Consider the following 20,868-nt stretch of genomic DNA (forward strand, 5'->3'; position numbering starts at 1 on the left):
ACCGACGCCAGTTCATGCACATCCAAGCGTTTTTCAGGCGCTTGATTTTTTTATTTTGAGGATGCCTTTATTGCCGGTGGAACTATTCCAGAACCTTTCTGTCGATCTAAATGAGGATGAGGCGCTTAGCCGCAAGCCATGGTTCGAGAAATTGGCCGCCTACGCCGAATTGCCTGTCATCCGGGAGGCCATTGCCGTATCCAGCTTGCCGCTGCTTCAGGCTTTGCCCAATCTAACCAACCAGGAGCATCCGCGCAAACAAGATCAGGCCGTAAAAGGCTTTCTGCGTTATTTGCTGCGTATGACCTCGCGTCCGACACCTTTTGGTTTATTTTCTGGAGTAACATACGGAAATTTCGGGGAGCGGTATGCGTTCGAGCTTCAGCCCGTAATGGCCCACACCAAACGAGCCCGCCCTGATATGGAGTGGCTGTTGAAAGTGCTGTCCGGCTTGGAGGGCCGGTTTGATGTCGTCAAGCAGTTAAAGGTCAGTCTCAATTCCTTGGCTTATCCCGTAGGCTCCCGCCTTTACCTGCCCTACCTGACCAAGTACGGCGTCAAGCAGAAAAGCAAAAGCACTATGGAGAGCACCTCCGTTCGCCTTACTCCGGCTGTGAAGCAGGTGATGGAGCTTACCCGTCAGCCCCTCCCCTTTTACGAGTTGGCCTTGAAGCTACACAGCCAATTTTCCGATACGTCACTCGAGCAAATAAACCAATTTCTATGGCAGCTGGTTCAGCAGGAAATCATCATCACGGACCTGCGCCCGCCTCTCATGACCGCCTCGCCATTCGATTACGTACTGCGGCGTTTAGCCGATATCACAGGCGTGGAAGCCGAGAGGGCGAAGCTAGAAACGGCCGCAGCTCTCATCGCGAGCTATAACCGTACGGAAATCGGGCAAGGCGAGCCCTTATATCATGAACTCGTAGAGCATATGAAATCCGTTGCCGAAGCCGATAATCTCCTGCAAGTGGACCTGGCCCTCTCGATGGAGGAATTAACCCTCCCCAAATCCGTTGCGCAAGAGATCGAGCGCGTCGGCGAAGCGCTTTGGCGAATTTCCGGGGAACGGCTGGGACTTTCGCATCTGGAAAGCTACCGTGCCGATTTCATGGAGAAATACGGGGCTTACCGCGAGGTTCCCCTGCTGGAGCTGCTGGACGCAGACATCGGGCTTGGCGCTCCGGCCGGATATGAATATCCCCGGGGCAAACGCAAGGAAGACAACACCCCCTCCTTCGCCCAGCAAAAGAAAAAGATGCTGCTGACCCAATGGGTCATGACATGCCTCCAGCAGGGGCGACAGGAACTGGAGCTGACCGACGACATGGTGATGCAGCTTGAACCTGTGCCGATGGAAGAAAAGTACGCGCCACGGTCGTTGGAATTGTATTTTGGCCTTGCCGCCCGATCCGGCCAAGCGGTAGAGGAGGGTGACTTTCTCCTGATTGCCGGAGGTACGACGGGTACCTACGGTGCGGGCAAGTCCGTCGGCCGGTTTGTCGATTTATTTGATTCCTCCTTTGTGGACAAGCTCAAGCAAATTGACCGATTGGAGCAAAAGCTTCATCCCGATGCGATCCTCGCCGAGCTCGTTTATTTTCCGGGAGACGGCCGCGCAGCCAATGTCGCTCTGAGTACGAACATTCGCGAGTACGAAATCGACATCGGCACCAATTCGGCCAAAGATCCGGAGCATACGATCCCGCTCTCCGATCTAGTCGTCGGCATTACATCCAGCGGTTTTTATTTGCGGTCTCTGGCAAAAAATCGAAGGGTTATTCCGGTGACAAACCATATGCTGAATACGTCGAATTCGCCTAACGTCTACCGGTTTTTGCGTGAGTTATCGATGGAAAACCAGCGCAACATCGATTTTTTTGAATGGAATGAGTTAAGAACGCTTCCTTTCCTGCCGCGGTTAAGGTACAGCAAAACGATCATTGCCGCGGCCTGCTGGAAGTTTAACGGGGACCTGCCCCCTTTTCACGCGAACATAACCGAAACGCAGTGGCGCCAGGCTTTCGATGCGTACCGAAAGCAGTGGAATGTGCCGCGCTTCGTTTATTTGACCCAATCGGATAACCGCTTGCTGCTGGATCTCGATTCCCCGCTTCATCGGGACGAAGTGTATCGGGATTATACGAAGCTTCAGCCTGGAGGGCAGATCGTCTTAACCGAAACCGGCTTTGCGTTTGAGCTTCTTCCCGAGAGCGCAGGCGGGCACTACGTGACCGAGTTTGTTTTTCCTCTCGTCAAACGGGACCTGCCGCAAGCTTCTGCGCAGCCGGATCTCGGCGGAGCTCTCGCCTCTCCACCCATCCAGCTCGCCGAGAGATTGAAAATGCCGGGCAGCGAATGGCTGTATCTGAAATGGTACGGTGCGGAGCATCGCGCCGACGCTTTTATCGGGGGGCCTCTGCGGGAATTTTGCCGCCAGGTGGAGGAGCAGCGGTGGGCAGCCGGCAGCTTCTTTATGCGCTATGCCGATCCCGATCCGCATCTTCGCTGGCGTTTCTGCGGCCATCCCGAGCAGCTTCACACCGCGCTGCTGCCGCAGCTGTACCGGTTTACGCGGCAGTGCGTGGAAGACGGGCTCTTGTCCCGCCTAGTGATCGATACTTACGATCCGGAAATCGAACGGTACGGGGGGCGGACGTTGATCGGAGCAGCGGAGCGGCTGTTCTGTCTCGACAGCCGGGTCGCGGCCGAATGGATTCACGCCAGACAATCGGGTCACCTCAGCCTGAACCCGCATTTGCTGGCTGTCATCAGCGTCATTGACATTATGGAACGGTTCGGGCTGTCCTTCTTCGAGCAATTCGACTGGCTTAACACGATGGTACAGCATAAGGAGCATTTGGAGCTGTTTCGTCAGCATCGGCCGTTTCTTATGAAATTCGGGGATGCCAGAGGAGACTTTGCCCAGCTTCGCCATCTTCCTGACGGAGCGGCCATCCTGCCGATGCTCCAAGCCCGCGGCGAGGCGATAGCCCGGTACGCGGAAGGAATCCGGCTTTGCCAAGCGGAAGGAACCTTGACCAATACTCGGGGGGATCTGATGCAAAGCGTGATCCATATGCATCTAAACCGGCTGTTCGGCATCCAACGAGAGGAAGAGCAGAAGGTGTTGACTCTGGCCAGACATACGTTATACAGCTTGCAGCATGTGAGGAGGAATCAGCCATGAGCTCGGCTGCGGAAGAAGCATCCCTAACCGTAAATCTAACGAATATTATGCAATCCTTTCGCTATTGGCCCCGCGTGTTCCAATTGCTGTGGCAAACGCATAAACCGTATTTTTTGCTGATTCTAGTTATTAACATCCTGCGCGGCGCCTCGCCGGTCATCTCGCTGCTGCTGCTCCAAACCTTGATCAACAGCATAGGCTCCGCCTGGGATACGGGTTTTCAGACCGTGCTTTGGCCCTTTATTTGGCTCATTACGTTTACCGCATTTAATGAAGCGCTGTCGCTGGCTCAAAATTTCATCAGCAAATTATTCGAAACGCTGCTTAGCAATCGGATCAACATGCTCATTATGGAGAAGTCGATTTCCCTTTCGCTTAGCGATTTTGAGAACTCCCAGGTGCAGGACGCCCTGAAACGCGCCCAGAACGAGGCCGGTCATCGGCCGTATCAAATCCTGCAGCAGATTTTGTCCATTGTTACGGCGTCCATTACGTTATTCTCGACCGCGGCTATGCTCATTTCGTGGAAATGGTGGGCGGCTTTTCTCCTGATCCTCATTCCCTTGACCTCCTTCTATTCGTTTCTGAGAATCGGGCAGCAGGAGTTTATGCTTCAATGGAACCGGGCCCCGAAAATGCGGCACACCTGGTATTTGTCCGTGCTGCTGACAAGGGATATTTCTTTCAAGGAGATCAAGCTGTTTCAACTGGGCGGTTATTTGCTCGGCAAATATCACGAGCTTCTACGGCAGTTTTTGGCGGAAGACAAGCGCATGATCAAGAAGCGGCTCGGCGTGGGAGCGATTTTTCAAGTTATCCAGCAAGGGGTCAACGCGTTCATGTTTCTCATGGTCTTATGGTCTGCCTACAAACGCGAAATTTTGATCGGCCATGTGGTCAGCTATACCCAAGCCATGACGTTAACCCTGGTTTCGTCGCAAAATTTGACGCAGGGCATCCTTTCCTTATGCCAGCACAATTTATTTTTACAGCAGTTGTTCGCTTTCCTGGATTTGCAGTCCTCCGATCCTTCCGCCAGAAGTATCGGAGCTTCGGAGGCTTCCCGTGCAACGAATGCGTCCGTCATCCAGTCGGTGGAATTCCGCAATGTGTCTTTCCGTTATCCCGGCAGCAGTTATCCGGCTCTGCGGAATGTCAGCTTTTCCCTGCAGCGAGGTGAAACGCTTGCGATTGTAGGGCGCAACGGGTCCGGGAAGACCACCCTGATGAAGCTGCTGACGCAGTTGTACGACTCCTTCGAAGGAGACATTCTCATCAACGGCGTCTCGATCCGCGACATGGACTGCGAAGCTTTTCGCCGCAAGGTCGGCGTCGTGTTCCAGGATTTTGTCCAATATGAGATGCAGGTCCGGCAAAATATCGGTTTTGGCAACGTCGCCAAAATGGAGGAGGACGCCGAATTGTGGAAGGCGGCGGAGCGGGCGGGCATCGCCGGCTTGGTCCAATCGATGCCGGCAGGTCTTGCCACCCAGCTCGGACGCTTGTTTGACGAAGGGCAGCAGCTCTCCGGAGGACAGTGGCAGCGGATTGCCATCGCCAGAGCTTTCATGCGCGAGGCTGAGCTCTATGTGCTGGACGAGCCCAGCTCCATGCTCGATCCGGAAACCGAGCTGCAGGTGTTTCAGGCGTTCCGGGAGTTGGTCCGCGACCGGTTGGGTATCTTCATTTCTCACCGTTACTCCGCCATCCGGTACGCCGATCATATCCTCATGATGGATCAAGGCTCCGTGGTCGAGCAGGGCAATCATCAACAGCTCATGCAGCAGAACGGGATGTATGCGGAGCTCTATATGATGCAAGCGAATGCTTATTTGGACGCCGATCATGAGCGCAAAGCGCGTTCTGCCGTTTGATTAAAGCAGGCAACCATGATCCGAAGGGAGAAATCGGAATGAACCTGAAAGAAACTTGCGAGGCCAAGTGGCTGCCGCTTGAAGGCGCCGAACGAATCGAACGGGTCCGCTCGATTGTGATGGAGACGGCCCGGCGATTGAAGGACCCGGAAGAAATCGAGCGATTCGCCCTCGCGGAAGAACAGAAACGGATCGAACAAGGGAAGTTCTACGTGAAATGGAACGGGCTGCACCTTGCTCGGGGATATTCGGGCTTATGCTTGTTGTTCGGCGAATTGGATCGCCTGGAGCCCGATGGCCAATGGGACGTCGCAGGTCACCGTTATGTTGTTCTCATACAGCAAGCTCTGGAACGGCAAGGAATCGAATCCCTATCCCTCTGGAGCGGTATGGCCGGTGTCGTTACGAGCATCCAGGCTTTGTCGCGGCAGGGCACCCGGTACGGGAATATGCTTCGGTCGCTCAACGACTTTTTCCTGCGTATGTTCCCCGAGTACATGTATGTTGTCCGGAGAAATATAAAGGAAGGCGTGCTCATGTCCGATTACGACGTGATGCAGGGTTTAAGCGGCATAGGCCGTTATTTGCTGCACTTTAAAGAGCAGCCCGAGATGCGCATTGCGCTTACGCAGGTGCTTGAATATATGGTTGAGCTGTGCGGGTGCAAGGAGATGCAAAGCACGCAGGTTCCGGGGTGGTATATTTCGCCCGACCGGCTAATTTCATCCTCCGATCAGGAGTTATATCCCGAGGGTTACTTCAACTGCGGAGTTTCCCATGGCATTCCGGGTCCCTTGGCCCTGCTCTCCCTTGCGCATCAGCAAGGCGTAGAAGTGGAGGGCGGGCGGGAAACCATCCGATCCATCGCCGAGTGGTTGATGCGGTTTACGATCGAGGATGAGTACGGCCCCTATTGGCCCGCGCATGTATCGTGGCAGGAGCAGGCAGCGGGCGCCGCAAGCGGTTCGCCGCCCCGCGAAGCTTGGTGCTACGGCGGGCCCGGCGTCGCGCGTACGCTGTGGCTCGCGGGGCAATCGCTCGGGGAACCGGCGTGGAGGCAAGCGGCGGTTCAATCGTTCCTTGGCACAGCCCAGCGTCCCGAACGGCTGTGGAACTTGCATTCCGCCACCTTTTGCCACGGCTATGCCGGTCTTCTGCAGATGACGCAGCGGATGATCGCAGACACGGGAACCGCGGAACTGATTCCTTTACGCGACCGTCTCGTCGATCGGATTGTTCAGTCCTATGATGCTAGTGCGCCTTACGGCTTTGCAGAGCTGGAGGCTGGCGAAAAGCTGCATTTCGCCGGATTGCTGGACGGGGCCGCGGGCGTTACGCTTGCGCTGCTGGCTGTCATGCAAGATAGGGAGCCGGAGTGGGATCGGGTTTTCCTGTTGAAGTAATATTTATCGCTTCAGTCGACGGTTCACTTTTCCGTCGGCTCTTTGTTTTTTCACCAATGTTCCGTTAACTCCCGCCAGAAAACCACATTAACTCGATACCTTTTGTCTTCTATTTGCTACTTACGATGTGAAATTTTATAATGGCGTTACAACTTTAAACCAAATTTGGTTACTCTAGGGTCCAAAGGGTGATGTTATGGAGCGAAAACTAAATTTATTATTCGGAATTTTTGGCGGAATAATGCTAATTTGCATCAGGCTTCCATCGGTATACTTTTACTCTGTGTTGGAGAACTTTCAAGGGTTTGTAAGTGACTACATTGCCCAATTTCTATCCCGTGTTGGATTATTAGTTGTTATTTACTTCAGCATATTGTTAATTATTGATTGTGTTAAGTCAGAAATTAAAAGAAAGAGCACTAAGGACGAAGAGTAAGATCGATTTTGGAGTGCACCTAGAGTTTATCGATATTGCAGATGAACTGGGGGAACGAATTGAACTATTACAGAATGCGTTTCTTGAATGCAGCAAAAACCATTTAATTTTAAGAACCTCATGCATCTCGAAGGAGGCCCGTGAGGAATGAAAACAAGCGAATTATCGCGATTATCCAATGTCAGCGTACGATCCATCCGACATTATGAAAATAAAGGTCTTCTACGCGCCGATAGGCTGGAGAACGATTATCGGGATTTCGACGAATCCGCCGTAGAACGAGTCAAGGCGATTCAGTTATATTTGAAGCTTGGATTAACAACAGATGAGATCGGAGCCTTGTTCAAGACGGAAGCGGCAGAGCCTGACGAATATGAATATTGTGAGGAGATGCTGGCAACGTATGAAGAGAAACTAGCCAATGTGAATCGTCAAATCGAAGCGCTTCATGGATTGAAGAGATTATTGGAGAGGCAAATCTCCTTTACGATTAGCAAAAAGAAAACCGTCTAACACAGATGCGGCCCTGGAGCATGAATAAACGCTCCCGGGCCTTTTTTTTGCGTATTGACATTGACACTAGTGTAATCCTTTATGATCTGCTTAGTCTCATTACGAAAGGAGTTTTTCCATTGAACAGCAGCAACCCAAAAGAAGTCATTAGTGTCGACAATGCGAGTGCAGCCACGAATCGCAAATCGGTGACCGTCATGGGATTAGGGCCGATGGGCCAGGCGATGGCGGGCGTTTTCCTTGAATCCGGCTATGCGGTAACCGTGTGGAACCGGACCCCAAGTAAAGCAGACGAGCTTGTAGCGAAAGGAGCCATCCGAGCGTCCACAGTCGACGAGGCGTTAGCCGCTAATGAACTCGTGATCCTCAGTCTTACAGACTACGATGTGATGTACGCCATTCTCGAACCGTCTTCGGCTAACTTGTCCGGCAAGGTGCTCGTCAACCTGAGTTCGGATACCCCAGAGAAAGTACGCGAGGCGGCCAAGTGGTTAGCCGATCGTGGAGCCCGGCATGTCACCGGCGGCGTGCAGACTCCGCCTTCAGGTATCGGTAAGCCGGAGTCATACACATACTATAGCAGTCCAAGAGAAGTCTTCGAGGCCCATAGGGAGACGCTGGAAGTACTGACTGGTACCGACTATCGGGGTGAGGATCCCGGGCTAGCCATGGTGTACTACCAGATTCAGATGGATATATTCTGGACGTCCATGCTTAGTTACCTACACGCACTTGCTGTAGCCAACGCAAACGGCATTACGGCGGAGCAGTTCCTGCCCTATGCTTCGGCGGCCTTATCGTCGCTGCCGAAGTTCGTCGAGTTCTACACGCCGCGTCTCGACGAGGGCAAGCACCCTGGCGACGTGGACCGACTTGCCATGGGATTGGCGAGCGTCGAGCACGTCGTTCATACGGCTGAAGATGCCGGCATCGACATTGCCTTGCCAGCCGCAGTGCTGGATATCTTCAAGCGAGGCATGGAAAACGGTCACGCTGGCGATAGTTTTACCAGCCTTATTGAAATCTTCAAGAATCCTGTTCGTCCATAAAAATTAGGCCATTCCTTTTGGGATCGCCTCAGAGTGTTGAATAAGTGGTCAAATGGGAGAATAGAGGTTACGAGGGGTGGGGTATCCACTTCCGACCGCTGTTGTCCTCGGGAAATTTTTATTAAAGCCGCTTATCAGCGGACATTTCCCGAAGACAAAGGCGGCCGCTGTCGCTTCTCCAGTGGATACCCCACCTCCGTTTGCATCTCTATTTTTGTTAAAGTCTACTTTCTCAACAAGCTCAGGCCATTCCTTGTGGGATGGCCTTTAAACTTGCCGTTACAAACAGCACGGGAAATGATGATCGTTCCGCTATCGGGAAACGATAGATTCAACAGTTGCTTTTAGCTCAGTAAGTTTTTCCCCGCCAATATAAAACGGCCCGCCGGAATCGCTTCCGGTGAGCCGCTATTTTTGCTTCTTAGATTTTCATGACTCCGCCGGTGCTGGCCGAGGTTACGAGCTTGGAATAGCGGGCCAGATAGCCCGTTTTCACCTTCGGCTCGAAGCCTTTCCAGTTCGCGCGGCGGCGTTCGAATTCCTCGTCGCTGACCAGCAGCTCGATTTTGCGGTTAACGAGATCGAGCTCGATGATATCGCCGTCCTCGACGAATGCGATCGGGCCGCCTTCCGCCGCTTCCGGCGAGATGTGGCCGATGCTGATCCCGCGCGATGCGCCGGAGAAACGGCCGTCCGTAATGAGGCCGACTTTCGCGCCGAGTCCCATCCCGACGATTTGCGAGGTCGGGGCGAGCATTTCCGGCATGCCGGGACCGCCTTTCGGGCCTTCGTAACGGATGACGACGACATGGCCTTCTTTTACTTTGCCGTTGGCGATGCCTTCCAGCGCCGCTTCCTGCGAATCGAAGCAGATAGCCGACCCTTTGTGATAGCCGCCGACGGACTTGTCCACCGCGCCGACCTTGATGATCGAGCCGTTCGGCGCCAGGTTGCCGAACAGGACCGCCAAGCCGCCTTGCTCCGAGTGCGGATTGTCCAGCGTACGGATGACATCCGTATTCAAAATGTCGCAGCCGGCGACGTTTTCGCGCAACGTTTTGCCGGTCACGGTGATGCGGTCGCCGTACAGCGCGCCCGGCTTTTTGAACAATTCGTTCAGGACGGCACTCACGCCTCCTGCGTTGTGCACGTCCTCGATATGATAATCGGAGGCCGGAGCGATTTTGGCCAAGTGCGGGATGCGCTTCGCCACTTCGTTGATCCGCTCGATCGGGTATTCAAAGCCCGCTTCGTGCGCCAAAGCGAGCGTATGCAGCACGGTATTGGTCGAGCCGCCCATCGCCATATCCAGCGCGAACGCATTGTCGATCGCTTCCATCGTTACGATATCGCGCGGCTTGATATCCTTTTGAATCAGCTCCATGAGCTGCTTCGCGGAACGCTTCACGAATTCTTTGCGGTCTTCGGAAACCGCCAAGATCGTGCCGTTGCCCGGGAGCGCCAGGCCAAGAGCTTCCGCCAGACAGTTCATCGAGTTGGCCGTGAACATGCCGGAGCAGGAGCCGCAGGTCGGACAGCCGTATTGCTCAAGCTCAAGCAGACCTTTATCGTCGATTTTGCCGGCTTGGTAGGCGCCCACGCCCTCGAACACGGAGGATAGCGAAATCGAACGGCCGTCGCTCGTTTTACCCGCTTTCATCGGACCGCCGCTGACGAAGACCGTCGGAATGTTGACGCGCAGCGCGCCCATCATCATGCCCGGTGTAATTTTGTCGCAGTTCGGAATGCAGACCATACCGTCGAACCAGTGCGCGGACACGACCGTTTCGAGAGAATCCGCAATAATCTCGCGGCTCGGCAAGGAATAGCGCATGCCGATATGCCCCATGGCAATGCCGTCGTCTACGCCGATCGTGTTAAATTCAAACGGCACGCCGCCCGCTTCGCGAATCGCTTCTTTTACAAGCTTGCCGAATTCCTGCAGGTGGACGTGACCCGGAACGATGTCAATATACGAGTTGCAAACCGCGATAAACGGCTTGTCGAAGTCCTCCTCTTTGACGCCGGCGGCACGCAGCAAGCTGCGGTGCGGAGCGCGGTCAAAGCCCTTTTTGATCATATCGCTTCTCATTTTTCCCTTGGACATTCGCTTAAAGCCTCCGTTTCCATCTCTATGAAAATAGAATTCTACGATTTAACGCTTCACTCGATTGTATCACGTTTCCCCGGAATTGAAAACGTGAACCGAATTGGAAAAAAGGCGGCTTCCCCGGCTGACGGACCGTTTTTGCGGCTTGGTCGGCAAATCTGTTATAATTCGGTTAGCTTCAGGAATTTAAGTATCGGAGGATGCGTCATGACGGAGTTTGATTACTTGTACGACGGTACGGAGGAAACGAAAACCCGCTTCGTATGCGTAGTCGGCGAAACGCTGCGGCGGTTCGATCTGGCGATTACGAGCACGAATCGTTTTTATGGAAAGAAATTAGTTACCGACATGCAGACGGGACGGACGGCGGTCATCGGACCGGACGATCTGGAGGAAGAAGGATACTTGGAGCATGCGTACAAGCTCAGCGAAGAGGAAGCCAACGAGCTGCGGGCGTTTCTGAGCGAGGTTGTCGGACCGATCAGCTTCTCGGACATTTGATACACCCGGAACCTGCAGATAAAAAAAGCCGCCGGACACCGCTAAATACGGCATCCGGGCGGCTTTTCCCCGTTATCTCTTGACCAGATCCTCGCGCACCGGCGTGAACGAGTCGAGCAGCGCGCTCGCCTCCAATGCCCGGCAGCCGTGCTTCGCCCCGCTCGGGATATAGATCGTCTCTCCCGCCGCGATCACTTTCGTTTCCCCGTCCACCGTGAATTCCAGCCGGCCCTTCAAGCAGTACGACAGCTGCTCGTGCGGGTGGCTGTGCACGTACCCTTCGGCCCCTTCCTCGAAATGCACTTCCATCATCATGATGCCGGCTCCCGGCTCGAATATTTTCCGTTTCACGCCGGGCTCGGCGTTTTCCCATACGTTGATGTTGCTCATGCGTGGTCCCCTCTTCCCGATCCTGGTCTTTCGATTATATCTCAAGGTTGCACGAATTCGAAGGGAGTTTCCCTAGATGAAATAGGCTTTTTTTCAGATATGGACGCCTTAGCGGGGGGCAGCTCCTTTGCGGTACTGCTCCGGAGTGACGCCTGTCGCTTTGGCAAAGGCCCGGTACAGTTGGCTTGGACTCGAAAATCCCAAGCTGTAGCTGATTTCCGTGACGCTGGCTCGCGTCCTCGCCAACTGCTCCTTCGCCTGTTCGATCCGCAAGCGCAAAATATATTGATAGGGCGTCACGCCCACCGTCTGCGTAAAAGAGCGGATAAAGTGAAACTTGCTCTGGTAAACGAGCGAAGCAAGCCTCTCCATCGTCAGCCGCTCCGTATAATGCGCATGAATAAACTCCAGGATATTCGCCATCCCCGATGCGAGTGCCCGATCGGCTTGTCGTCCGTTCAGCCCGCCGGAGACGCGTGAATCGTTTTTCCCCACCACGCGCCGTATATAAGTCAGCACCCGTCCTTCGGTTTCTTCCACCGCCAGCGGGTCGGGACCGTCGCGAAGCAGCAGCTCGGAAGTCCAGGCTTTCATTTGTTTTTTTATGTCTTCGGGGTTAAAAAGCGGCCGCGAATCCAGCTCCGGCTCCTGTTCCCGCCATCCTTCAGCAAGCAATTGCTTCCGAACCTGCACGATATATACGCCTCCATCCGGACCGAGCGAAAAATGATGCTCCTCCCCCGGATGCTGGATCAACGCGCGGCCTCCGCTGATCGAATACACTCTCCGCTCCTGCGTCAAGCGGCACGTGCCGGTGACCGGAATGGTAATTTGGTAAAAATCGGCGTGGGCATGGGGGATATTCTCAAACGTATTCTCGATGCGCCATAGTTCCATGTTCGGCGTCGTTAATTTAAATTGCATGTCCGGTCTCCCTCCTTCCCGCCATTATAGCAAAAATTGCTCGGACGTTAAGCAATTTTTGCGGCGACTTCGTCCGTCTCCTCCCTTAAGATTAGAAAGAAAAAAGGATAGGTGCCTATGAACGCTAAAGACACGTTAAACAAAACCGCTTCGTCCGGCATGCTCGCGCTGACCGGGGTCAGCCTGGCACATCTGCTGAACGACGCGATGCAGTCCGCCATCCCTGCGGTATTTCCGATCTTCCAGCAATCGATGCAGCTCAGCTTCGCGCAAATCGGCTGGATCGCCTTCGCACTGAACGTCACGGCCTCCGTATTGCAGCCTTTGGTCGGCTATTACACCGACAAGCGTCCGACGCCGCTGCTGCTTCCGGCGGGCATGGTTTTCTCGCTGCTCGGCATGATCGGGTTCGCCTATTCGGCCAATTGGTGGATGCTGATTGCCTCCGCCTTGCTGCTGGGCGTCGGCTCGTCCGTGCTGCATCCCGAATCTTCGCGGGTTGCCCATCTTGCCTCCGCCAAAGGAAGAGGACTGGCCCAGTCCATCTTTCAGGTTGGGGGCAACACCGGACAGGCGCTGGCTCCCTTAATCGTCGCCTGGCTCGTGGTGCCTCAAGGACAACGAGGGCTGCTCTTGTTCTCGTTCGCCGCCGTATTGGGAATCGTGCTGCAAGGCATCGTCTCGGGCTGGTACCGGCGGCATCTTGCCGCTCAGGCTTCCAAGAAACGGAGCGCATTACAAGCCAATACGAAGCCCTTGAAAAAAGGATATGTCTCCTTCGCCATCGGATTGCTGATTGTCTTGCTGTTCTCCAAATTTGTGTATATTGCCGGGATGACCGGCTATTATGCCTTTTATTATATGGAGCGGTACGGGTTGTCCTTGGAAAAGGCCCAGCTTTGCTTGTTCGTGCTGCAAGCGGCCGGCATGCTCGGGACGCTGTTCGGCGGCCCGCTTGCCGACCGTTTCGGGCGGAAGCGGATCATCTGGTTTTCCATTCTCGGTACGGCGCCGTTCTCGCTGCTGCTGCCTTATGCCACGCCGTTCTGGGCCGCCGTGCTTTGCTTTATGATCGGCGCCATCCTGATGTCGGGGTTTACGGTGATTATCGTGTACGCCCAGGAGCTGCTCCCCGGGAAGGTCGGGACCGTCGCCGGACTGTTTTTCGGCTTGGCCTTCGGGCTCGGCGGGCTCGGATCTGTCGTCTTGGGCGCGCTGATCGATAAGACGAGCGTCTCCTTCGTCATTCAGCTCTGCGCCTTCCTCCCGCTGCTGGGCGCCGCAGCTCTGCTCCTGCCCAAAGACGTCGGCGCGGTGAGGCAAATACCTGAAGCGGAGACGGTCGCGGGGGTCTGACTGCCGAATCCTGATAATCCTGCGCTCCATCCAAGATAAAACAGAACAGACCTCCGGGCCGCATCGGCAGCCTTCGGAGGTCTGATTCATTCCCAACTTCGATTATTCCCAAGGAAAATCCGTAATCAAGTAGTCGGCGAACGCCTTGCTCTGCTCCCGGCGGATTCTGCGCATTTCCGCCCGGTGCTTCGCCGTTTCGTGCAGCCGCTTCTCTTCTTCCGTCTCCGGGATGACTTGCGGCACCGGAACGGGCCGCTGGTCGTCATTTAACGCGACGAAGGTCAGGAAGGCCGTTGCCGCAATTTTCCGCTCGCCGCTAATCAGGTCCTCGGTGATGACTTTTACAAATACTTCCATCGAACTTTTGCCGGTCCACGTGACGAACGATTCGAGACAGACCGAGTCCGTAGGCCGCACAGGCGACAAAAAGTCGACGGAATCGGTGGATGCGGTAACGACGTTTTCCCGGCAATGCTTGGAAGCCGAAATCGAAGCGATATCGTCGATATAAGCCATCAACTTGCCGCCGAACAACGTATTGTGATTGTTGACATCAGTCGGGAACACCCGGGAAGTTTTGTAGCATCGCGATTGTTTGGCATATTGTTGTTCCATAAGATAGGCGCCCCTTTTCATTATCCGATCAATTTCATTAATCCCCTGAATTCGAGCTCTTCAAACTTGCTCAGGACCGATTGCCGGTCCATTTCCCAGAAACAGCTTTCCAGCGCGCAGGCGACGGGAGCTTCGCAGCATATTGTCGCGAGGCTTCGCGAGAGATGCAGCATGTCGAGCTGCGTCTCGATCTTGGAGCGGACGCCCTTCGGCAGCAGCGCAAGATTTTCCAAAATCCCTTCGATGGATTCGTACTCTACCAGCAGCTTGAGCGCCGTCTTTTCTCCGATGCCTTTTACGCCCGGGTAATTATCCGCCGTGTCGCCCATGAGCCCTTTGAGATCGATAAATTGCTTCGGTGTCAGCTGCATTTCCTCAAACAGCGATTCCGGGCTGTAGACGGCGTAATTGCCTTGGCCCTTCTTCATAATCACGACCCGTACCCGCTCGGCCACGAGCTGCAGCATATCGTGATCCCCTGTCAGTATGTATACTTCCGCGTCCTGACTATAGTGCTTTGCCAGCGTGCCGATGCAGTCGTCGGCCTCGTACCCGGAGATGCCAACGTTGATGACGCCGAAGCTGGACGTCACTTCTTTGACAAGGTCGAACTGGGGAATAAGCTCTTCCGGGCAATCGACCCGGTTCGCCTTGTATTCCGTGAATTGCTCGCTGCGGAACGTTTTGCTCCCCATGTCCCAGCAGCATACGATGTGCGTCGGCTCAAACCGCTGAACCGCGTCCCAAAAATATTTCACGAATCCGAATACGGCGTTCGTCGGCGTCCCCGCGCTCGTCCTCATAATATATCCGCTGTAGGAAGTGGCGTAAAAAGCGCGGAACAGCAGTGCCATCCCGTCGACGAGCAACACCCGCGGAAGCGTCGCATTGTTATCATGCATATCGTTTGTATCCTTCAACTGCTCCAAGCTTCATCTCTCCCATGAACCGTTATTCCTTCATCATTATAACACAGGTTCGCAGTCCGGAGACGCAACGTTTGCAAAAGCAAAATTCCCCAGCCAGCCTCTTGCCAATCCAAAAAAAGAATCCCGATCGATTCGCGGGCCTTAAAAAGACCCCGCTCGATCAGGATTAATCAGTTGATATTCGTCCCGCTACACCAATGAGATTCCATCCGGGTACCGGACGTTTTTTCGGCGATTTGCCCGTTCGGGACTTTCACCCTAGAGATGACGCCCATGCTGGCGTACCACAAAAAGGGAGGTGCCTTTGCCGTTTCATTAGCCCAATTGCTACAGCTGTTCCGTCCGTTCGACGATTTCCTTCACGATGCCTTGAATGACTTTTGCATTATCCTCTACAAAACCAGGGAAAAGCAGATCCAAATGCCCGCCCTTCAGCTCATATTCCGTATACCGGGTTTGGGTCGCATCCTTCCAAAGAAAGCGGTTATATTTTGCTTCTTCCCCAATATCCGAATTTTCTTCAAGCAAGCTATGGATGTTTGCTTGAACCGTCCCTGAGTTGACAAGATCGCTTAAATAGTGGTGGAAAGCATAAATTTTCTTCCTGACTTTCTCCTTGGTCACGGGGGCGTTTAGGACTTGGTTGTACGGCTCAGGCACATACGCAAATAAGTAGTCGATTTCATAATCGAGCCTCTCAGGCAAGCCAAAAGCATAATTCCGTCTTGTCGAATCCACGATCAGGACATCAGACACTTCGTAGCCCTTCTTCTCCATCGCTTTCGCTACTTCAAAGACCAGATTGCCTCCTGCCGAATAACCGAGAAGCACATACGGTCCTTGCTCCTGAATGCGCAGAATCGATTCGATGTAGGAATCATACAAGTCTGCATGATCCTTGTAATCATCGATGAAATCAACCGTGTATACCGTGCAGTGGTTGTCCAGGTGCCTGGCCATATCTGAAAACATCATGCCGTATCCAAGCACTGGCGGGAAGCAGAACACATTGAGAAAACCAGGGCTATTGAGCTTGATGATGTTGCTGCCGCGGTGATATTCGTACTTGGTAAACTCAAGCTGCAGGAGTTCCGCAGCCAACGCTTCGACCGAAGGATAATCATAGACGACGCGAATGGGGATATCCACCTGAAGCTCATCATAGATTTTTTCTGTCAATTGCAGCACCTTTAAGGAATGGCCCCCGATGTCAAAGAAGTTGTCTTTCACACTTACACGCTCAAGCCCCAGCACTTCTTGGTAGATTTTAACGAGCTTCGTTTCCATTGGGGTATTCGGAGCTTCGTAATCCTCGCCTTCGATCAGCGATGCAACCGGTTCCGGCAGCGCCCGCCGGTCCACCTTGCCGTTCGGATTTAGCGGAAGGTGCTCCAGCTGAACAAAATGAGCCGGTATCATGTATTCCGGAAGCTCCTGCAGCAGCTCGCTCCGTATACGGCTCGCCGGGATGGCTTCCTCCGCCGAGTAGTAGGCGCACAAATATTTCCCGCCACCTTCCTCTTCGCGGGCGACCACCACCGCTTCCTGTACGCTCCCGATCTTAAGCAGCTCGACTTCGATTTCCGAAAGCTCAATGCGGAAACCGCGGATTTTCACCTGCTCGTCGATTCTTCCCTTATACTCCAACGCGCCATCAGGACGCCATCTGGCCAAGTCTCCTGTACGATAGCAGCGGCCTCCGCCGGCAAACGGATTCGGGATAAACTTCCCGGCCGTCAACTCCGGCTGGTTCAAGTAGCCGCGTGCTACGCCGTCCCCGCCGACGAGCAGTTCCCCCCATGCGCCAATAGGAGCCAGCTTGTTTGCCGCGTTGACGACATAAGCGGTGGAGTGAGCAATCGGACGGCCGATCGGCACAGCTTCCGTTTGTTCCCCGACAACCCTATGCGTGGTGGAAAACGTGGTATTCTCCGTAGGTCCATATCCATTGATAAAATGCAGTGACGGATGCTCGCGAAGCACACGGTTGACATGGGGCACGGACAAAACATCCCCACCGACAATAAGCGTGTGCAGACCGCTAAACAGGCCGATGTCCTGCTGGACCAATTGACAAAACAACGGGGACGTCAGCCACAACGTCGTGATTCCATAGGCTTGGACCGCTTCCTTCAGCTTTGCCGCACTCAAGATAACGTCCTTATCAACGAGATAAAGCGTGCCCCCATTCAACAAAGCGCCCCAAACTTCAAAAGTGGAGGCATCGAAGACGGCCGCGCCGGTTTGCAGAATCCGCGTGTTTTCATCCAGCTCGACATAATTCGTCTGTTTCACGAGCCGCACGACGCTGCGGTGCTCGACCATAACACCCTTCGGCCTTCCCGTCGACCCCGATGTATACATGATATAGGCGAGCTGCTGCGGGTCATGTGTGGCTGCTAAGCCTGCGCTACGTGCTTCAACGTCCGCCAGCGGGGCCTTCACAGACGCCTCGTTGATATCCAAGATCTGTTCGATGACGTCTGAGAAAGCTTCCGCTCTTTCGCGGGAAGCCTTAGAGGACAGCAGCACCCGGACGCCGGAGTCTTCCAGCAAGTAACGAATACGCTCGTCCGGATAATCCGGATCAATCGGCACATAAGCGCCCCCGGCTTTCAGAATGCCGAGGATGCCGGCAATCATGTCGATGGAACGCCCAGCGATAATGCCGACAAGCTCTTCCTGCTGTATGCCCGTTTTCTCCAAAGCCGCGGCAATAGCGCTGGACCGTCCGGCAAGCTCCAGGTAAGTCAGCGATTCCCCGCCGCACACCACGGCGGTCTGATCAGGCAGGCGCCGGACTTGTTCTTCAAATAACTGGTGGATCGTGGACTCCCGTGGATACGTAGCTGCAGCCGGGTTGAATCGCTCAAGCAGCTGCTCCTTCTCTTCCTCCGATAGAAAATCGGCTTGCAGGAGGGGCAGCTCGGATTCAAACAATACCACGGAAAAGAGCTTGTGCAAATGGGCAAGCAGCTGTCGGATGAACCCCTCCTCATACTTGCTGCCCTCATACGAAACCTGCACGGAAGCCATCCCATCCTGCCAGTCAAAGTGGAACGCAAGCTCGGCAACCACTTTCTCGGCATGGTCCTGGGTGTGAAGCTGATTGAGCGTTACCCACGTGGCGATCAGGGGAATCCCGCTGGCAAGCAGCGGGATTTGCACCTGTCCGGTGTAATTCCAGTAAGGCAGGTTTTGATGCTCAATGGCTTCGGAGACCGAGCTTCTCAGGCTGTTCAGCAAGCTGCGGAAGTTCGTATCCGGGACGATCCGGGTTTTGATCAGCAATAGCGGGTTTACTGGAGCGGCGCTGTCGCCTGGAGCCGGGACTGGAGGCGAACCGACAATCAGTTGCTCTTCATTCGTGTAAGCATAGAGCAGCGCCTGGACACCCGCCATCAAGACCATAAATACGGGAAGCGGCGCTCCCCCGCCAGTAATCGCGGCGATCCGGCCGGAAATCTCCGGCGCAAATATGTTCGATACATGCTGGATCCCTTCAGGAGCATCGTTTCGGGCGCTTTTATAAGGAAAAGCCGCTACCCGGTCCTCGCTATCGAACCTGTCCTGCCAATACGTCCTTTCGTTCTCAAACATGATTTGCATGGGGCCACCTCCGAATCAGAATGTAAAATGAATCGTTTCCTGTACCGGCTTGCTTTGCACAAGGCGGCTTCCGAATTCCAAATCGTTAATGGCCTGCGCAGGATTGCGCCCAATCTCAGCCAGCAACGTTGTAAAATGCCTGGAAAGCAGCTCCACGACCTGCCTGTTAAACAGCTTCGTTGAATATTCGATGATGCCCAGCAGCCCTTCCTCGGCCACGCTCATCGTTAAAGTCAGATCGAATTTGGCTGTTGCAAGCTCTTGAGCGTAAGCCTCAAAGGTCAGCGATTCCATGGTTGATTCCTGGCGTTCTAAATTGTCAAACATAAATGCAGCGTCAAAAAGCGGATTGCGGCTCGGATTGCGCGGAACATTCAAACGTTCCATCAGCTCCTCCAGCGGATATTCCTGATGCTCGAACGCCAGCAAGGTCCGTTCCTTGACTTCTTGCACATAGCTGAGAAAGCTTTTATCCCTCGCCGGATAATTGCGGAGCGGTATCGTATTGACGAACATGCCAACGATTCCTTCCAGATCGGTGGACAACCGTCCCGCCACCGGCGAGCCGATAATGATATCTTCCTGGCCGCTGTACTTGGACAACAGCACCGTATAGGCGGCGAGCAGAACCATATACATTGTCGTACCGGTTTCGGCAGCCAGTTTAAGCAGTAGTTCCGCGGTTTGCGGCTCTACCGTAAATTCGAGATTCGCCCCTTCAAAGCTGCGCTGGGCAGGTCTTGGATAGGCGATAGGCAAATCCAGCACCGGCAGCGTACCCGACATATGATCCAGCCAAAACTCCTCTTGCTTGCGGCGGCGCTCGGAAGACGCCGCTTCCTGCTGCCATACGGCGTAATCCTTATACTGAAGCGTGAGTGGAGACGGCTCTTGACCGTTATAGAATTGCGCAACCTCCTGAACGATAATTTGCGACGATACACCGTCGGTAATGATATGGTGCATGTCGATCAACAGCAGGTGGCGGGCCGGCTCCAGTTCGATAAGACGCACGCGGATCAGCGGCGGACGCTGCAAGTCAAACGGGCGGACGAAGCTGCGAATATGATGATCCGCCTCCGCTTCCGGTATTTGCACAAATTCCAGAATAAAATCGGCATCGTCGTAAACCCGCTGTACGACTTGGCCATCCACGATGCCAAAGCCGGTTCGCAGCGTCTCATGCCGCTCAATCAGACGAAGGAAAGAGTTCTCCAACCGCCCGCGGTCAAGTTCGCCCTTCACCAAAAGCACGGTCGGCATGTTGTAGCTCACCTCTCCTCCTGCCTGGTGGCTAAGCAGATAAAGCTGCTTTTGCGTCGATGTTACCGGGTAATACTCCATAACGGGCGCCACCGGAATCGTTGCATACGCCGATTGCTGCAAGCTCTCTGCTGCTTTTGCCAATTGTTCGATGGTTGGAGCGCGGAACACCTCCCGCAGCGGGATCTGAACATTCATTTCTTTGTAGATACGCGCCACCATCGCGGTAGCACGCAGCGAATGTCCGCCGATGTCGAAGAAATTGTCCTTGACACCGACCCTCTCCAGTCCCAGCACATCCTGCCAAATGCGCGCAAGCTGCTTCTCCGTCGGCGTGCGCGGCGCCGCATAATCTTGCCCCGATTGTACAGCTATCTCCGGTGACGGCAGTGCCTTTCGGTCGATTTTGCCACTGGCCGTGAGCGGCATCCGCTCGACCTGCACAAAGTACGTCGGCACCATATAGCTTGGCAGCTCTTTCGATAGCGCCTCACGCAATTCGCCTGCCGTCAGTTCCTGCGATGCCACAAAGTAAGCGCACAGCAGCTTCTGGCCTTGGCCGTCATCGCGGGCCATAACTACGGCCTCCTGTATCGCTTCCACAGCCAGCAGCTCCGCTTCAAGCTCGCCCAGCTCGATCCGGTAACCGCGGATTTTCACCTGATGGTCGATCCGGCCCAGGTACTCGATGTTGCCATCGGGC

Annotated in this window: 14 protein-coding genes; 7 read left to right on the forward strand and 7 right to left on the reverse strand. The window is 54.4% G+C overall.

Annotated features, from left to right (window positions below; genetic code table 11):
- The first annotated feature begins 76 nt into the window (after positions 1-76).
- From NI000_RS05125 to NI000_RS05145, 5 genes are all read left to right on the forward strand, one after another.
- Positions 77-3,193 carry a lantibiotic dehydratase gene (locus NI000_RS05125; RefSeq protein WP_253408399.1) on the forward strand — a complete coding sequence of 1,039 codons (3,117 nt, stop codon included), beginning with the start codon at positions 77-79 and terminating at the stop codon, positions 3,191-3,193.
- The gene (locus NI000_RS05130) at positions 3,190-5,067 is read left to right on the forward strand and encodes an ABC transporter ATP-binding protein (protein WP_253408346.1); all 1,878 of its coding nucleotides are present in this window, start codon (positions 3,190-3,192) and stop codon (positions 5,065-5,067) included. The genes NI000_RS05125 and NI000_RS05130 overlap by 4 nt, the downstream gene beginning before the upstream one ends.
- A gap of 38 nt (positions 5,068-5,105) precedes the next feature.
- Positions 5,106-6,470: a lanthionine synthetase C family protein gene (locus NI000_RS05135; RefSeq protein WP_253408348.1), complete on the forward strand. Its 1,365-nt coding sequence runs from the start codon at positions 5,106-5,108 to the stop codon at positions 6,468-6,470.
- A 583-nt stretch (positions 6,471-7,053) separates the two neighbouring features.
- Positions 7,054-7,419 carry a MerR family transcriptional regulator gene (locus NI000_RS05140; protein ID WP_253408356.1) on the forward strand — a complete coding sequence of 122 codons (366 nt, stop codon included), beginning with the start codon at positions 7,054-7,056 and terminating at the stop codon, positions 7,417-7,419.
- 119 nt (positions 7,420-7,538) lie between these two features.
- Positions 7,539-8,468: an NAD(P)-dependent oxidoreductase gene (locus NI000_RS05145; protein WP_253408358.1), complete on the forward strand. Its 930-nt coding sequence runs from the start codon at positions 7,539-7,541 to the stop codon at positions 8,466-8,468.
- Between the two features lie 421 nt (positions 8,469-8,889).
- Here NI000_RS05145 and ilvD read toward each other — a convergent pair whose 3' ends face one another.
- Positions 8,890-10,575, reverse strand: a complete 1,686-nt coding sequence (gene ilvD / locus NI000_RS05150; RefSeq protein ID WP_253408360.1) for a dihydroxy-acid dehydratase — start codon at positions 10,573-10,575, stop codon at positions 8,890-8,892.
- A 210-nt stretch (positions 10,576-10,785) separates the two neighbouring features.
- Here ilvD and NI000_RS05155 point away from each other — a divergent pair, with 210 nt between their 5' ends.
- Entirely contained in the window at positions 10,786-11,079 is a 294-nt protein-coding gene (locus tag NI000_RS05155) for a DUF3055 domain-containing protein (protein ID WP_253408362.1), read from the forward strand.
- 72 nt (positions 11,080-11,151) lie between these two features.
- Here the strand turns inward: NI000_RS05155 and NI000_RS05160 are convergent, their stop codons facing one another.
- Both NI000_RS05160 and NI000_RS05165 read right to left on the reverse strand, forming a co-directional pair.
- Positions 11,152-11,469: a cupin domain-containing protein gene (locus NI000_RS05160; protein ID WP_253408365.1), complete on the reverse strand. Its 318-nt coding sequence runs from the start codon at positions 11,467-11,469 to the stop codon at positions 11,152-11,154.
- A gap of 108 nt (positions 11,470-11,577) precedes the next feature.
- Positions 11,578-12,393, reverse strand: a complete 816-nt coding sequence (locus tag NI000_RS05165; RefSeq protein ID WP_253408367.1) for an AraC family transcriptional regulator — start codon at positions 12,391-12,393, stop codon at positions 11,578-11,580.
- Between the two features lie 117 nt (positions 12,394-12,510).
- On the opposite strand from NI000_RS05165, the gene NI000_RS05170 reads away from it, so the two are divergent.
- A complete protein-coding gene (locus NI000_RS05170; RefSeq protein WP_253408369.1) occupies positions 12,511-13,749 on the forward strand; it encodes an MFS transporter in 1,239 nt (412 codons plus the stop codon).
- A 102-nt stretch (positions 13,750-13,851) separates the two neighbouring features.
- Here the strand turns inward: NI000_RS05170 and NI000_RS05175 are convergent, their stop codons facing one another.
- The 4 genes from NI000_RS05175 to NI000_RS05190 all read right to left on the reverse strand — a co-directional run.
- Positions 13,852-14,364 (reverse strand): acyl-CoA thioesterase, encoded by a 513-nt coding sequence (locus tag NI000_RS05175; RefSeq protein WP_253408371.1) that lies wholly within the window; start codon positions 14,362-14,364, stop codon positions 13,852-13,854.
- A gap of 20 nt (positions 14,365-14,384) precedes the next feature.
- Positions 14,385-15,266 carry a 5'-3' exonuclease gene (locus NI000_RS05180; RefSeq protein ID WP_253408401.1) on the reverse strand — a complete coding sequence of 294 codons (882 nt, stop codon included), beginning with the start codon at positions 15,264-15,266 and terminating at the stop codon, positions 14,385-14,387.
- Between the two features lie 354 nt (positions 15,267-15,620).
- Positions 15,621-18,902 (reverse strand): amino acid adenylation domain-containing protein, encoded by a 3,282-nt coding sequence (locus tag NI000_RS05185; RefSeq protein ID WP_253408373.1) that lies wholly within the window; start codon positions 18,900-18,902, stop codon positions 15,621-15,623.
- A 15-nt stretch (positions 18,903-18,917) separates the two neighbouring features.
- Positions 18,918-20,868, reverse strand: a 1,951-nt coding sequence (locus NI000_RS05190; protein ID WP_253408375.1) for a condensation domain-containing protein, incomplete at its 5' end; no start/stop codon positions are given.

Source organism: Paenibacillus tyrphae (assembly GCF_024158745.1).
Classification (GTDB): domain Bacteria; phylum Bacillota; class Bacilli; order Paenibacillales; family NBRC-103111; genus Paenibacillus_G; species Paenibacillus_G tyrfis_A.